The organism is Bradyrhizobium sp. S3.3.6, from assembly GCF_040546905.1.
Classification (GTDB): domain Bacteria; phylum Pseudomonadota; class Alphaproteobacteria; order Rhizobiales; family Xanthobacteraceae; genus Bradyrhizobium; species Bradyrhizobium cytisi.
Window position 1 is genome coordinate 361,905 of the sequence record NZ_JBEPOT010000004.1, and the last position, 14,188, is coordinate 376,092.

Annotated in this window: 13 protein-coding genes; 6 read left to right on the forward strand and 7 right to left on the reverse strand. The window is 63.8% G+C overall.

The window, feature by feature from the left end:
- The first annotated feature begins 84 nt into the window (after nucleotides 1–84).
- Both ABID59_RS14415 and ABID59_RS14420 read left to right on the forward strand, forming a co-directional pair.
- A complete protein-coding gene (locus ABID59_RS14415) occupies nucleotides 85–648 on the forward strand; it encodes a nitroreductase family protein (RefSeq protein WP_354037272.1) in 564 nt (187 codons plus the stop codon).
- A 63-nt stretch (nucleotides 649–711) separates the two neighbouring features.
- On the forward strand, nucleotides 712–1,980 hold the full coding sequence (locus ABID59_RS14420) for a serine hydrolase domain-containing protein (protein ID WP_354083801.1): 1,269 nt from the start codon (nucleotides 712–714) through the stop codon (nucleotides 1,978–1,980).
- On the opposite strand, the gene ABID59_RS14425 is transcribed toward ABID59_RS14420, so the two are convergent.
- The 3 genes from ABID59_RS14425 to ABID59_RS14435 all read right to left on the reverse strand — a co-directional run bounded on the left by ABID59_RS14425 (nucleotide 1,966) and on the right by ABID59_RS14435 (nucleotide 7,174).
- Nucleotides 1,966–4,428 (reverse strand): putative bifunctional diguanylate cyclase/phosphodiesterase, encoded by a 2,463-nt coding sequence (locus ABID59_RS14425; protein ID WP_354083802.1) that lies wholly within the window; start codon nucleotides 4,426–4,428, stop codon nucleotides 1,966–1,968. The genes ABID59_RS14420 and ABID59_RS14425 overlap by 15 nt on opposite strands.
- Nucleotides 4,429–5,542: 1,114 nt before the next feature.
- Nucleotides 5,543–5,821 carry a hypothetical protein gene (locus ABID59_RS14430; protein WP_430640161.1) on the reverse strand — a complete coding sequence of 93 codons (279 nt, stop codon included), beginning with the start codon at nucleotides 5,819–5,821 and terminating at the stop codon, nucleotides 5,543–5,545.
- Between the two features lie 279 nt (nucleotides 5,822–6,100).
- Entirely contained in the window at nucleotides 6,101–7,174 is a 1,074-nt protein-coding gene (locus ABID59_RS14435) for an RgsD C-terminal domain-containing protein (RefSeq protein ID WP_354083803.1), read from the reverse strand.
- A gap of 234 nt (nucleotides 7,175–7,408) precedes the next feature.
- Here ABID59_RS14435 and ABID59_RS14440 point away from each other — a divergent pair, with 234 nt between their 5' ends.
- Entirely contained in the window at nucleotides 7,409–8,437 is a 1,029-nt protein-coding gene (locus ABID59_RS14440; protein ID WP_354083804.1) for a patatin-like phospholipase family protein, read from the forward strand.
- Between the two features lie 19 nt (nucleotides 8,438–8,456).
- Here ABID59_RS14440 and ABID59_RS14445 read toward each other — a convergent pair whose 3' ends face one another.
- Nucleotides 8,457–8,885: a CBS domain-containing protein gene (locus ABID59_RS14445; RefSeq protein ID WP_148750137.1), complete on the reverse strand. Its 429-nt coding sequence runs from the start codon at nucleotides 8,883–8,885 to the stop codon at nucleotides 8,457–8,459.
- 188 nt (nucleotides 8,886–9,073) lie between these two features.
- On the reverse strand, nucleotides 9,074–9,880 hold the full coding sequence (locus ABID59_RS14450; protein ID WP_148750136.1) for a rhomboid family intramembrane serine protease: 807 nt from the start codon (nucleotides 9,878–9,880) through the stop codon (nucleotides 9,074–9,076).
- Between the two features lie 535 nt (nucleotides 9,881–10,415).
- Between ABID59_RS14450 and ABID59_RS14455 the strand changes: the two genes are divergently transcribed.
- A complete protein-coding gene (locus tag ABID59_RS14455) occupies nucleotides 10,416–10,970 on the forward strand; it encodes a PAS domain-containing protein (protein ID WP_148752897.1) in 555 nt (184 codons plus the stop codon).
- A gap of 144 nt (nucleotides 10,971–11,114) precedes the next feature.
- On the forward strand, nucleotides 11,115–11,903 hold the full coding sequence (locus ABID59_RS14460) for a Crp/Fnr family transcriptional regulator (RefSeq protein ID WP_502916799.1): 789 nt from the start codon (nucleotides 11,115–11,117) through the stop codon (nucleotides 11,901–11,903).
- Nucleotides 11,904–12,181: 278 nt separating this feature from the next.
- Here ABID59_RS14460 and ABID59_RS14465 read toward each other — a convergent pair whose 3' ends face one another.
- Nucleotides 12,182–12,667 carry a phasin gene (locus ABID59_RS14465; protein WP_148752894.1) on the reverse strand — a complete coding sequence of 162 codons (486 nt, stop codon included), beginning with the start codon at nucleotides 12,665–12,667 and terminating at the stop codon, nucleotides 12,182–12,184.
- A gap of 464 nt (nucleotides 12,668–13,131) precedes the next feature.
- On the reverse strand, nucleotides 13,132–13,521 hold the full coding sequence (locus ABID59_RS14470; RefSeq protein ID WP_187435029.1) for a COG4315 family predicted lipoprotein: 390 nt from the start codon (nucleotides 13,519–13,521) through the stop codon (nucleotides 13,132–13,134).
- Nucleotides 13,522–13,663: 142 nt separating this feature from the next.
- Between ABID59_RS14470 and ABID59_RS14475 the strand changes: the two genes are divergently transcribed.
- On the forward strand, nucleotides 13,664–14,167 hold the full coding sequence (locus ABID59_RS14475) for a GNAT family N-acetyltransferase (RefSeq protein ID WP_354033381.1): 504 nt from the start codon (nucleotides 13,664–13,666) through the stop codon (nucleotides 14,165–14,167).
- Nucleotides 14,168–14,188 lie beyond the last annotated feature (21 nt).

Consider the following 14,188-nt stretch of genomic DNA (forward strand, 5'->3'; position numbering starts at 1 on the left):
TCGATCTAAACTCGCTTTCGGTTGCGGGCGTGCGTTCCTATGTGAGGACTGCACGCCCGACGACCAGCCGATGAGGTAATTGCAGTGCCCGACGCCATCGAACTCCTCAAGACCCGCCGCTCGGTCAAGCCGCGCGAGATGACCGGACCCGGCCCCTCGCCGGGCGAGCTCGATACCATTTTGACCATCGGCGCACGGGTGCCCGATCATGGCAAGCTCGCGCCCTGGCGCTTCATCATTTTCGAAGGCGATGCCCGCCAGCGCGCCGGCGAGGTGATCGCCAAGGTCTTTGCGCGGAAGAATCCCGGCGCCCCCACAGCCGACATCGAGACCGAGCGCAAGCGCCTCACCGATGCGCCGCTGGTGATCGGCATCGTCAGCCTCACCAAGCCGCATCCGAAAGTGCCGGCGTGGGAGCAGGAACTGTCGGCAGGCGCCAGCGTCATGAACATCGTCACGGCCGCGACCGCGCTCGGCTACGGCGCCTGCTGGCTGACCGGCTGGTTCTCCTTCGATCGCGATGTGCTGGACGGCCTTGGCCTCAAGGCGGACGAAAAGCTCGCCGGCCTCGTCCACATCGGCACGCCAACCAAGCCGAGCGAGGATCGTCCGCGACCGGTCCTTTCCGAAATCGTGACGCGTTTTTAATCGAAGTCTTGTTGACGCATCGGACGTCTTGCGGCTTTGTTCCCGGCGGGGGAGGAAGCCCGGATGAAGCGTCGTGAATTTCTGGTCGGGGCCGCGATGCTGGCCGGCACGATGGCCCGGAGCCGCGCCAGCGGCGTCCCCGCCCCCTCCACAGACGGGCTGCGACGCATCACGGCGTTCTTCGAAAACGAGGTGACCACCGGCCGATTGCCGGGAGCGATCGTCCTGATCCAGCAGCACGGCAAGCCGGTCTATTTCAAGATGTTCGGCGTGCGCGACGTCAGGACACGGCTCTCCATGACGCCGGACACGATCTTCGCCATCCATTCCATGACCAAGCCGATCACCAGCGTGCTTGCAATGATGCTGATCGACGAAGGCAAGCTCGCGCTCACCGATCCCGTGTCGAAATACATCCCCCTGTTCGCGGGCACGAAGGTGGGACTCGAGGTCACCAAGCCCGACGGCTCGCTGGCGCTCGACCTGGTGCCGCCGATCCACCCGGTGACGATCCGGGACCTGATGCGGCACACCTCGGGCATCAGCTACGATTATATCGGCGGCAAATGGGTCGAGCTCGCCTACAAGGCGGCGAACATCTTCGAGGGCCCCTTCAACAACAGGGAATTCGCCGAGCGCATCGCAAAACTGCCGCTGGCGCGCCAGCCGGGAACGCTGTGGCGCTACGGTCATTCCACCGACGTGCTCGGCAGCGTCATCGAAATCATCACCAGGCAGACCCTGTACGACGCCCTGAAGCAGCGCATCTTCGATCCGCTCGGCATGACCAGCACCAAATTCGTGCTGACGACGCCTGACGAGCTCGAACACATGGCGCGGCCGTTGCCGACCGACCAGATCCTGCTCGATGCCGAGCGCGAGCGTCTCGACCATCCGGAATGGCAATCCGGCGGTGGCGGTCTGCTTTCGACCGTCACCGACTATCAGCGCTTCTCGCAAATGCTGCTCAACGGCGGCGAGTTCGATAGCAAGCGCTATCTCAGCCCGGCCGCCTTCAAGGACATGACCACCGACCAGATAGGCCCAGGCTCCGGCGTCGGCCGCGACTATTTCTATTTCCCTGGTGACGGCTTTGGTTATGGCTATGGTCTCGCTGTGCGCACCGATCCCGGCAACGCAAAGCCGCCGCCGCCGGGATCGATCGGTGAATTGAAATGGGACAGTGGCAGCGGCACCTATTTCGGCGTCGATCCCAAGCTCGACATGGTCTACGTGCTGATGCAGCAGACCCAGAACGAGCGCGGCCGCATCACGCCGGCGTTCAAGGCGCTGGTCTACGACTGCTACCCCGAAGAGCTACGCCGCCCGTGATGCGTGCTGGCCGAAATCAGCCAGCAGCTTTCCGATCTCAGCCGCCGGCCGCGCCGCGCTGAACAGAAAGCCCTGTACCTCGTTGCAGCCTTCGGCCCGCAGCCAGTCCAGCTGATCCTTGGTTTCGACGCCCTCCGCGGTCGTGGTGATGTTGAGGCTGCGCCCAAGCCCGGAGATCGCGCGCACGATCGCGACGCAGTCGGGACGTTGCGCCAGATCCTTCACGAAGGAGCGGTCGATCTTGATCTTGTCGAACGGGAAGCTGCGGAGATAGCTGAGGCTGGAATAGCCGGTGCCGAAATCATCCATGGAGATGCTGACACCGAGCTCGCGCAATTGATGCAGCGTGGCGAGATTGGCGTCGGTCTCGGCGAGGAAGATCGACTCGGTGATCTCCAGCTCGAGCCGCTTCGGCGACAAGCCGGATTGCGCCAGCGCCGAGATCACCACCTGAACCAGGTTGCGGCTGCGGAATTGCGCCGGCGACAGATTGACCGCGACCTTGACCTCAACAGGCCACTTCACCGCTTCGGCACAGGCCTCGCGCAGCACCCACTCGCCGAGCTGGGTGATCAGGCCAATGTCCTCCGCGACCGGAATGAACTCCGCCGGCGAGATCATTCCCTTATCGGGATGATGCCAGCGCAGCAGCGACTCGAAGCCGGAGATGCGGTCAGAGGCGATGGAGACCAGCGGCTGGTAGTGCAGCTCGAACTCGCCATTGGCAAACGCACGGCGCAGATCGAGCTCCATGTCGCGGCGCTTCTGCGCCTGGAGATCCATCTCGCGCTCGAAGAAATGGTGCACGCCGCCACCGTCGGACTTCGCCCGGTACAGCGCCATGTCGGCGTTGCGCATCAACTCCTCCGACGTTACGCCGTCGCCCGGTGACAGTGCGATGCCGATGCTGGCGCCGATCACCATCTCCTGGCCGTCGATGTCGTAGGGCGCCTTCAGCATGTCGATCAGCAAGGTCGCACAGGCGCTAGCTTCGTTCGGCGAAACGTCCGCCGCAAGGATCACGGCGAACTCGTCACCGCCAAGCCTTGCTGCGAGATTGGCGCCGCGGACCGCATTGGTCAGGCGTTCGGCTACCTCCTTGAGCAGGCGGTCGCCCGCCGGATGCCCGAAGGAATCGTTGATGTTCTTGAACAGGTCGAGGTCGATATAGAGCACGCCGACGCGCTTGCCGACGGCCTGGTCGAGCGCCTGCTTCAGGCGCTCCTGAAAATATTCGCGGTTCGGGAGATCGGTGAGCCCGTCATGATGGGCCATGTGCGCGATCCGCGCCTCGGCCTTGCGCCGCTCGGTGATGTCGACGACCGCGACCAGATAGCCGTCGCGATCGTCGAAGGCGACGCGGCGGCCGAAGGTCAGCACCTCGATCTCGCTGCCATCGGCGCGCAGATGCCGCCAGTTGCGCGAGGAATGATAGGTGTCGCCGATGCGCTCGAGCGCCTCGGCGTGGCTGTCCCATTCGTCCTCGGGCCAGATCTCGTGCAGCTTCATGCGCAGGAACGCGGCGCGGCTGTAGCCGTAATGCTGGACTGCGGCGTCGTTGACGCCAAGGAACTGCTTGGTGTCGGCGTCGAACACCCACATCGGCATCGGGTTGTTGTCGAACAGAAGCCGGAACGAGGCGTCGCGGCGCTTCAGCGCAGTGACATCCGAGATCGTCAGCGAGACCACGTCGGCGAAGGCGGTGGCGCTGAGCCGGAGATAACGGCCCTCGTGCTCGATCTCGAGCTGCTCGCCGCGGCCGCCGGAGACGGCCTTGAGCAGAAACGTCATGATCTCGGCCGAGGCCAGCAGCGTGCTGCCCTCACCGATCCGCCGCCACAGCAGACTTCCGCTTGCGACCTTCAGCAGCAGCCCGGCGCTCTTGTTGTGGTGCACGACCTGCAGATCGAACGGCGCGCCGTCGGCGTCGCGCAGGGTCGCCAGCGACACCACCGCATCATCGGTCGACGAGAAGATCGCGTCGAGCAGATTGTATTGCGCGCCGCGTTCGTTGACATAGGCGCCGACCAGCGTCGCGCCCCAGCGCGAGGCCGTCGGCAATGCCAGCACGTCGTAGGTCCGGACCATGCCGTCGCGCACGCAATGAGCGCTGGCCTGGTGCGGCTGCCCGTTCCTGAGCGCGCTTGCCACCGCCTCCGACAGCGCGGTGGCACAATCCGGCGACAGCTCAGCGAGCGGAATGTCCCAGCGCTCCTCGCCGAGCCATTTCTGCACGTAACGACCGCTGCGCGACAGCTCGAGCACATCGTCGCCCTTGAGCAGTGCGATGTGGTCGGCGAGCCGTCCGAGGCTGCCCAGCATCACGTCCTCATAGCGCGGCAGCCGGTCGCCCGGCTTCAACGCGGCACGCCATTTGCGCTGAAGCACCGGGATGTCATCGAACATTTCGGTTGTCGCTTTGCCCGGCATCTTCTTCGCGGCACTCATTGCAGTCCCCAACGCACTTTCACGCCGCATCCAATGCAACCCCGCTTAATGGCTTGTAAAAAGCGCGCGGATGCGGGTTCCATTCGGCGATTATGACTGTTTTAAGTCGGGCGATGGTTAGCGTGGGTTAGAGACTATGACGGTCATTTAAAACGCGATGTGTCGCTACGTCGTCATTGCGAGCGCAGCGAAGCAATCCAGAAATGTATCTGCGGCAAGACTCTGGATTGCTTCGCTGCGCTCGCAATGACGGAGGGTGGAGTAGCGGCATCCACGTCTCTCGTGTCCCGGACGCGCTGCAGCGTTCTTACGCTGCTGCGCAGAGCCGGGACCCAGCAGGCCGCGTACTCGCTGATGCATGGGCCCCGGCTCTGCAGCGCACCGCTGAAGGAGCGCTGCGCAGCGTCCGGGGCACGAGACCTTTGCTCGACGTTAGACACGCCTTCGCATCCTCGCGGCTCATCTCGCCCGAGCTTTGCTCCGTCGCCTCACCCTCAATTGAAAAAGGGCGCAGGGAAGACCGGGTGCCGGCTGGCACCCACGGTCCACTGTGCGATGATTGCGCTATAAAAATCTGCACAGCGGCATACAGGTGAAGCCAAACATCCGGCCTTCCCTGCGCAGTGGCTTTACGGCTTATGTCGTGCTCTCCCCGGGGAGCGATGCACTATTGCCCCCGTCGCCTTGCGGATGATCGATACGCATGTCCGGTTGGACACAACGCATCACCGCAAACCTTGACGCACAGGCTCCGGGCGCCAGGACCACACGATTTCGCCGTACGCGGATCACACCGGTCGTGTGCGCGATGGTTTTGCTCACGGTTGCCCGCCCTGCAAAACCCTTCGCGCCGACGTGACCACGTCCACCGCCATCCAGCCCGCGTTCGTGACGATCGCGACACGCCCCTCTTCCTTGGGCCGGAGTGGGACCACACATACGCCGTTTCCGAATTTCGGTAAAGTGGAATATTTTTGACGGTGCGGATTGACCGAGGGCTTGGATGTTTTGCCCGTCGGGCAACGCAAGGGATTGTCGGCGGACTACCCTGCCAACCGCTCGATCACCGGATCCGGCAATGCGCGCAGCCGCGCCAAACGCCTGCCGAGCGCCGCTAATCCTCGCTCGCAGCCGCGGAACGGTTATGCAAATAAGCCTGCGACAACAGGAAGAACAGCGCGCGCTCGCCATAATATTTGGCGGACGGCCGCGTGCGCTCGAAGCCATCGGCGAATATCTTGCCGGACTGGTCGCAGACCTGCCACCGCCAACCGAACCGCTTGCGCCTGGTGAGGATCACTTCGAACATGCCGACGCGCTTGGTCCCCTGCTCCTTGCCGGTGCTGGCATACAAGCCTGCCCCGGCCTCCCCCTTTTGACGGATAGCCGACATATAACCCAGCAGGATGGAAAGCGAATGAAATTGATTATCGGAAATACGTATCTTGCACCGTTATGACGAAGTCGCACCGAGCCCGGAATAAGCCGATGCCGCCGGTGTTTTCTTATCCTCCGCGGCGGAGCTTGGGTACGCTTGCAGCGATACACAGGACGGAAATGCCCGGTAAGCGGACACTCACCGGGCGACCAGCGCCTGATTGGCTTTGCGTGCGCTCGATGAGAAGCGCGGTACGATGTTGCGGAAAATCGCTAAGCGGGGCGAGGCGAAAGATCAGCGCGCGACGACTTCGACTTCGCCGTCGACGCCGTTCACGACGTTAAAACCGCGCTCGTAGACCTTGCCTTCGTTCTTGGCGATGGCGCGGTATTCGCCTTCGGAGAGCACGACGCGGGGGAAGGCGCCGATCGATTCCTTGATGACGTCGCCGCCGGGCGTCAGCACCGACCAGGCGGTATTGGCGAGCGCCTCGCCGCCCTTGTCGCTGACGAGCTTGAGCGTGATCACGGCGGCGCGGTGGGTGATGGTGACGTCGGTGAGCTTGCCGGCCTGGACGCGGATGTCCGAGCGCACCACCGAGTTGGCGTCGCCGTAATTGGAGATGATGTAGTAGGTGCCTTCCGGCAGCAGCACGACGTCGCCGGCGGCGACGTTCGGCACCAGCGAGGCGCGCTCGCCGGATTCGAACTGGCTGCCCTTGTAGATCGCGAACGAGATCTGGTTCAGCGGAATCCGGCTGGTGCCGACGCGACCCTCGATGCGGAGGCCGCCGGCTGGCAGCACGAAGGATTCGCGATCGGTCTCGGCCTTCAGGCTGACGGTACGCACCGCGCTGACGAGGCCGAAGGCGACGTGCACGACGTAATTGCCCGGCGGCAGCACGATGTTGGGCGTCGGGTTGCGATCCTCGCGGATCAGCTTGAAAGTGCCGTTCTCGTCGGGCCGGTCGGCAAACACCCGCCACACCAGGCCACTGGTGATCGCTGGCGTGTCCTTGCCGTATTTGGCACTCAGCGACAGCACAGCCTGCCCGGGCGCGGCCGCATTGAGCGGGGCGGCCGGCGGCACCGTCGTCACCGCAGGCGGCGGCATGCTCGGCGTATTCGGCTGCGTCAGGGTCGGCGGCAGGCTCAGAGGGCCGGCGCCCGGACCGGAGGGCGGCGCCAGGCTGACGGCGCTGCCGGGATCCGGCACCGAAGCCGGGGGCACCGGCGGCGGCCGGTCCGAGAAAAGCTGGGCCTGCGCGGCATTCTGCCCGAGGAAACCGAGGCACGCAGCAAGAACAAGCGCCGGCAGCAGCCTGCCGCCGCGCCGCCATCCGATGATGCCGTCACCCCCGAGAGTCATGTCTCCTGCTTTTCACCGAAAACGCGGCAAATTCAAGCCTCTGAAATCCCATGAAATACAGGTTCTTTGGAACCCGGCTGACGCCTGCGTGATTAGATCAATGGCAATCGGCCTCCGCCACACTCCTGCCCCCAGCGTCCCTAACGCTATAAACCAAGCTTTGCCCTCTTTCTGGCGGAGCGGAAGCGCGGCGCCTACTCTGGAGTGAGGACGGCCCGGAATAGGAGAGTTTCGGTGCTGGACATCTTGAGAGGTCGGAGCGTGAACGGGGCAAATGGCGAGAAGGTCGGCCTCGGCAGCATTCGCAAGCCGGTCATCGGCCTCGCACTCGGAGGCGGCGCGGCGCGCGGCTTTGCCCATATCGGTATCATAAGGACGCTGCTGGCCAACGGCATCGTGCCCGATGTCGTGGTCGGCACCTCGATCGGCGCCGCGGTCGGCGGCGCTTACGCGGCCGGCCGGCTCGACGCTTTGGAAGACTGGGCGCGCAGCCTGCAGGGCGTGCGCAACATTCTCGGCTATCTCGACATCCGCCTCGACGGCTCGGGCCTGATCGGCGGCCAGAAGCTCGCAAGCCGGCTGGCGGACGCGGTCGGCCAGACCATGATCGAGGACCTCCCGATGAAGTATGCCTCGGTCGCGACCGAGGTCCGCACCGGCCACGAGATCTGGCTGACGCGCGGGCGCCTGGTCGAGGCGATGCGCGCCTCCTATGCGCTGCCCGGCATCTTCTCGCCCGTGATGATCGGCGACCGCTGGCTGGTCGACGGCGCGCTGGTGAATCCGGTGCCGGTTTCGGCTGCGCGGGCGCTCGGTGCCGAGATCGTCATCGCGGTCAATCTGTCCACCGACATCTTCACGCATTCGACGACGATCTATCAGCACGGAGCGATGCCCGCGCCGGTTGCTCCAGTCACTGAGGAAATTCCGGCCAAGCGGCGCTTTCCGCGCATCTTCTCGCCGGAGAGAACCGTCAAGCGCGAGTTTTTCGGCAGTGCCGGTCGTCCCGGCATCTCCTCGGTGATGGTGGATGCCTTCAACATCATGCAGGACCGCATCACCCGCGCGCGGCTCGCCGGCGATCCGCCAGACCTGCTGATCACGCCTCGGGTCGGCCAGTACGGCTGGTTCGATTTCCATCGTGCCGAGGAGCTGATCGCGCACGGCACCCGCGCCGCCGAACGCGCGCTGGAGTCGATCCAGGAGACGATCGACGTGCTGGCGCCGGCGCCCGAAGGTGCCGCGCCCAAGGCGGCGGAGTAAGCCCGGCGAGTAAGGCGGCTCAGGCCGTCTTGATGTAGTCGCGCAGGGCTTCCTGCTCGGACTCGTATTCCTCGACCCGGCGCTTGACGATGTCGCCGATCGAGATCAGCCCGACCACCTTGTTGTTATCCAGCACCGGGAGGTGGCGGAACTTGCCGGTGGTCATCATCTCCATGAGCTCGGCGACCGTGTCGGTCTCCTTGCACGCGACGACCTTGCGGGTCATGACCTGGCTCACCGGCTCTTCCAGCACGCCCGCACCGCGCTCACCGAGCACGCGCACGATGTCGCGCTCCGACAGGATGCCCTCGAGCCGGCTCTGGTTCATCACCAGCACCGCACCGATCTTTTTCTCGGCGAGCAGCTTGACCGCGGCAGCCAGTTTTGCGTCGGGCTCGACGCTCACGATCTGGTGGCCCTTGGTATTGAGAATAGTACGTACCGTCATTGTCGCCTCCCTGAATCGGATCCGTCCGCTTGGTGCGGTCCGGACTTGTTCGTGAGTCTTCGACTAACAGTTTCAGCGCCGGCTTCACGTTCAGGCGCTTCGCGAAGCATCGCCTCTACGGGCTTGTCGCTTCGGAACATTCTTCCCGGGAATGATGGATGAATTCGGGCCGCGCCGCAAGCGCCGCTTCAAATACCGCTTGAAATGTCCTGTGACGACGCATCCGCAGCATCATCTTTTCGCACGCGCGGCACGGGATCGAACAGCGCGAACAGCAACAGCCCCGCGAGGAAGCCGCCGATATGCGCCTCCCAGGCGACGCCCGCGCTGTCGCTTTCGACGCCAATGGCGCCGACGCCGAAGACGATGTTGAGGGCGAACCACACGCCCAGGAAGCCGACGATGCGCCGGTCCCGCAGGGCCTGCAACAACGGCAGCGCCGGAACCTTTGCGGCGCTATCGGCATCCGAACGGCTGAACGACAGGAAGCTGCCCCGCACGAAGGCGAACCGGATCGCGGCCGCCATCGCGCCCGACACCGAGGCCGAGGCGCCGATCATCGGCACCACCGCGTGCTCATGGGTGACGAGATGGGCGAGCGCACCGGCGGCGGCCGTCACCGCCAGGAACACAAAGAAGCGCACCGCGCCGAAGCGCCGCGCCAGCGCGCTGCCGAACGGCAGCAGCCACAGCACGTTGAAGGCGAGATGGGTGAGATTGGCGTGCAGCAGCGAATAGGTGAAGAAGGTCCAGACCTTGGCACCCGCGCCGCCCTCGAATTGCAAATTGACCAGCGAGGAATCGTAGCGCTTCGGGATGAAGCCGAAGACGTCGATGGTCCAGTTCTCCAGCTCCGGCGGCAACAGCACCCGCAGATGGATAGCCGCCAGCAGGACGACATAGGCCGTCAGCGCCAGTGGCAGCGTCAGGATCGGCTCGCGCGGGGCCTCTTCGACGACGACCGGTTGGTCTGACGGTGGTGACGGGGAATCCAAGGCGGTTTCGCTTTCAGGCGCGATCGAAGCAACAAGCTTGGAGATAGTCGCCTTTACCGGGCTTGCGCAAGTGCACAAAAGGAAAAGGGAGAGCCCTGGGAAAGCCCTCCCTATCCGTGTCGATCTTGCCGGCCCCTAAAGCGCGTCACCGCACTTTAGGTTGTTGTTTGGGCATGATCTTGCCGGAAAACCGCTACGCACTTTTCCGGATCATGCCGCAGAGGAACAAGGAGTATCCCCACCCCTCCCCGCGGCCAGTGACCAAACTGCTTGACGCCCGTGTACAGACCTCGCCGAGAACCTGGAAGAAAGCGACGAGGCTTGCGACCGCGATCACCTTAGCAGCTGCGGGACGAACGCAAAGCGCATAGTTAATTTAACGTTAACGACGCAAAGGCGGCCCGCGCGAGGCCAAAAACGCCCCCGCGGCATGGACGCTGCAATTCCCCTCCTGCACAACAACACAGGGATCTCAGGTGCACTGAAGCGGGACAGGTTTGTCCCATGAGGTTGCGCCGAGGGGTAAGCGTCAGTCATGAAACATCCGTCGAACCGCGCGTTCTTTGCGTATTGGGACAAGAAGCGCGGCAGCGCGCGAGCCCCTGATCGGGCCGATATCGACCCGGCCGCCGTGCGCGAGCTGCTCGGCGACATCTTCGTCCTGTCCTGCGAGCCGAAGCTCGGCTTTCCGTTCCGCGTCGCCGGCACCCGCGTCTGCGCGCTCGCAGGCCTCGATCTCAAGGACCAGAGCTTCGCCGCGCTGTTCACGGAAGGCTGCCGCAGCGAGATCGAGGAAATCGCGACCATCGTCGCCGACGAGACGCTCGGCGCCATTGCCGGCATCACGGCCACGCGCGAGGACGGTAGCAAGGCCCATCTCGAGCTGCTGCTGCTGCCCTTCAACGCTCGCCCGCACACGCCGGTCAGCGTAACCGGCGTGCTTGCGCCGTTTGACGACGAATGCGGCGCGCTTTCCGCCTTCACCGTCACCTCGTGGCGCTATCTGCACCAGCCGGAGAAATTGCTGCCGCGCGCGATCCGCAAATTGCAGGTCGCACGCGGGCTGATAGTGTATGAGGGGCTTCGTTAGGGCGCTTACGCTCCGTCATTGGAACCTTGCCGGCTGAACCACGTTTGTCCGTTTGCCGTGCCAAGCGAGTTCGCGGTAACGCGGCTCGGCCGGTGACGATGCGTTTGCTCGCCGTCGAGCGTCCGTCGAGGCGCGATTCCCGTGATGGAGCACGCGACCAGAGTTGGTAATCGCCTGCTAGCTGCGTTACCGTCGGCCGACTTCGCTTTGCTTGCACCGCATTTGCGAAAAGTACCGATCGAGCACGACGCAGTCCTCGTTCGATCGGCCGACCGGATCGAACACCTCTACTTCCCCTGTAGCGGCGCAATTGCCCTCATCATGGAGTTGCCGAACGGACAGACGGCCGCAACCGCGGTGATCGGCAACGACGGCGTCATCGGACTCATGACGGCGCTCGGTCCGGTCCGATCCCCCCTGACGGCGGTTGTCCGCGTGGCCGGGACCGCACTACAAATCTCGCCCGCGCGATTCCAAGCAGCGCTCGAACGCAGTCCGGCCATTGCAAGCGCTGTTCAGATTGTCACCAGGGCGATGATGACGCAATTCCTGCACGTCGCGGCCTGCAACGCGCTGCATTCCGTCGAAGCGCGCCTCGCTCGCTGGCTGCTTCACATTCACGACCGGACGGGCGGCGGTGACGTGCTGCCCTTGACCCAGGAGACGCTGTCGGAATTGCTCGGCGTTCGGCGCCCCACGGTCACGCGCGTCGTGAGCGCACTTCGAACATCAAGGGCCATCAAATCCAATCGGCGCGGTCAGCTCGAAATCGACAAGCGACGGCTCGAGATCGTCGCTTGCGAATGCTACAAGGTGATGAGCCGCAGGATCGATCGGATCGTGTCGCAGGATGCGTCAAGGCTCCTTCACGCCGCGCCGGCGCGGTATGGCTGCCCGCCCCCGGACCTCCCGTTCGCCAAGGCCGATTCATAGACCCATGCCTCTCGGGCGAACCACTCGTGCGTCGCCGCGCACATCCGGCAATAGGTGCGCGAAAAGAACACCGTACTGGAGCGAAATCTTTCGCCATCCATCTCGATGCCTGTCGGAATTGCGCTGCCCGTTTCCGGGCATTTGATCATCACCATACCCATCTTGGCTTCCCTCTAGCTCGGCATCACCTCGCGGCAAGGCTGACCGTCCTCGGCTGGACGGCGCCTCTTCTCGCGAAGACGCTCGTCCAGCCGATCCACGTGGCCGGTCGCTTCGATTCAAGCAGCCCTGTGCAGAACCCGGTTGAAGCTGTTCTTGATCGGCTCGGCCGTCTCGGTCGCGACCTTCTGGGCCAGATCCCAAAGCTCCCGATTTTGGGCGGAAGCCGCTTCAAAGGTCTTGCGACCGTGGGCGGTGGAGAGACTGACGAGGTCCGCAAACGACCTCGCATCCGCAAGCTGGGAGAAAAATTCCAGCACGGAGCTGGTATTGGCATTGGATATCTCGATGACCTTGGTGCCGTAATCGGCGGCACGCCTGGCATTGGTCGAACAGGCGTCGCAAAGGGCCGCGGTGATCTGCTCGGAAGTCGTCTTCATCTGCTCGAAATTTGCCTTGGCCCGTGTTGCCGCCGGCGCGGTGAGATCGCCGAGCATCGCCTGGATGTTGAAAAACGGCATGTCGAACTTGAGGTCTGTAGTTCCGTTCGCCGTCCCATTCAGCGGGGCGGCATTCGTTTCGGCTTTCACATTGACATCACTCACGGGCTTTCATCCTTTCAAGCGAAACCAGATAATGGATTGAAGACTCCCCGACGCGTCCAGATGCGTACAGCACCGGGACATCAGTGCCCCTGCTTTCACGATGGTGGGTTGCTGCTGCGGACATGCCGCTCTCGCCCCCGCCGGAGCCAACTATGACCGACGAAAGTCGATGCTTCGGTTCGCTTTCTGACTCTCAATTCGAAATAATTCGATTAGTGCGACGCGGCGGCGCAGAGCGAATCCTGCGTCTCTAAAGTTGCTACAATTTTGCGCACCAACTTGAGATCAGTGCCGGCAAACTATCGAGCTATCGAGAGGCGTCGATCCCGAGAGCCGTTTGAGCCTGCCGGAACGTTCTACCGCTAGCGCAACCGGCCGCAGTTGCACGGCACCCGCGCATACGACGATGCTTCTCGCGTTTCGGCCAGCCCTCGCCGTCTAGGTGGCGACGGAAGCGCACTCGCTCACGGCATTGCCAGATGCCAAGCCCCGTTCAGGAAACCATCGCCGGTGACGTCGCCGGGCTTGGTGTCCTTGGCGAAAGTGTAGAGCGGCTTGCCGTTATGGGCCCACTGCTTGGAGCCGTCGTCGCGCGTGATGATGGTGTAGCCGTCACCGGCTGCATCGCTGGCCTCGGCTTTCAGCGCCGGCCAGTTTGTCGCACACGGTCCGTTGCAGGCCGACTTGCCTTCCATGTCCTTGTCGAAGGTGTAGAGCGACATGCCCTTGGCGTCGGTGAGCACGTTGCCCTTGTCGGTCTTGCCGGTCTTGGCCGGCGGCGCCGCGAAGGCAGCCGAGGTCATCGCGAGCGACGCGAGGAGCGTGAGCGCGAGGCGGATCGAAGATGTCGTCATGGTGTCTCCTGTCATGCAATTGGTTCGCATGGGTAGGACGCCGCACCGCGTGCGGTATTCCTCAAAATGGCGCAAAGATATTTTTGGCTGCGCACATCGGCGCGGCGGAATAAATTGCGATGGTTGATACGGAACAGTCGGGATGAGCAAGCCGCATTGGCGCCGCGCGCACGCTGAAGACCTCGCCGCGATCAGCGCGATCGCGGCACGAATCCATCCTGATCTCCCCGAGCGCCCGGAAGTATTCGCGGAAAAGATGCGGCTCTATCCGGACGGCTGTTGCGTGCTCGCTGCAGGCAACCAGATCGCAGGCTACGGCCTCGCGCATCCCTGGATTCAGCAACAGATTCCGCCGCTCGACGGGTTCCTCGACCGATTGCCCGATGCTGCAGACTGTCTCTATGTGCACGATGTCGCCGTGCTGCCCGACTTCCGCGGCGGCGTGGCGCGCGCTTATCTCGCAGAGATCGAAGAGCTGGCGCGATCGTCAGGCATCACAACGCTTGCGCTGGTCTCGGTCTACGGCACGCAACCACTGTGGGAGCGTCTCGGTTTCCAGGGCGTTGCACCGGATGCGGCGCTGCGCGACAAACTCTCGTCCTATGGCGCGAGCGCGACCTACATGCTGCGCGGGCTCACCCGATAGCCCCCTTCCCCGTGCGTGACG

Coding starts and splice junctions, on each gene's coding strand:
- ABID59_RS14420 (WP_354083801.1), top strand. CDS start 712: ATGAAGCGTCGTGAATTTCTGGTCGGGGCCGCGATGCTGGCCGGCACG.
- ABID59_RS14425 (WP_354083802.1), bottom strand. CDS start 4,428: ATGAGTGCCGCGAAGAAGATGCCGGGCAAAGCGACAACCGAAATGTTC.
- ABID59_RS14430 (WP_430640161.1), bottom strand. CDS start 5,821: ATGTCGGCTATCCGTCAAAAGGGGGAGGCCGGGGCAGGCTTGTATGCC.
- ABID59_RS14435 (WP_354083803.1), bottom strand. CDS start 7,174: ATGACTCTCGGGGGTGACGGCATCATCGGATGGCGGCGCGGCGGCAGG.
- ABID59_RS14445 (WP_148750137.1), bottom strand. CDS start 8,885: ATGACGGTACGTACTATTCTCAATACCAAGGGCCACCAGATCGTGAGC.
- ABID59_RS14455 (WP_148752897.1), top strand. CDS start 10,416: ATGAAACATCCGTCGAACCGCGCGTTCTTTGCGTATTGGGACAAGAAG.
- ABID59_RS14460 (WP_502916799.1), top strand. CDS start 11,115: ATGGAGCACGCGACCAGAGTTGGTAATCGCCTGCTAGCTGCGTTACCG.
- ABID59_RS14470 (WP_187435029.1), bottom strand. CDS start 13,521: ATGACGACATCTTCGATCCGCCTCGCGCTCACGCTCCTCGCGTCGCTC.
- ABID59_RS14475 (WP_354033381.1), top strand. CDS start 13,664: ATGAGCAAGCCGCATTGGCGCCGCGCGCACGCTGAAGACCTCGCCGCG.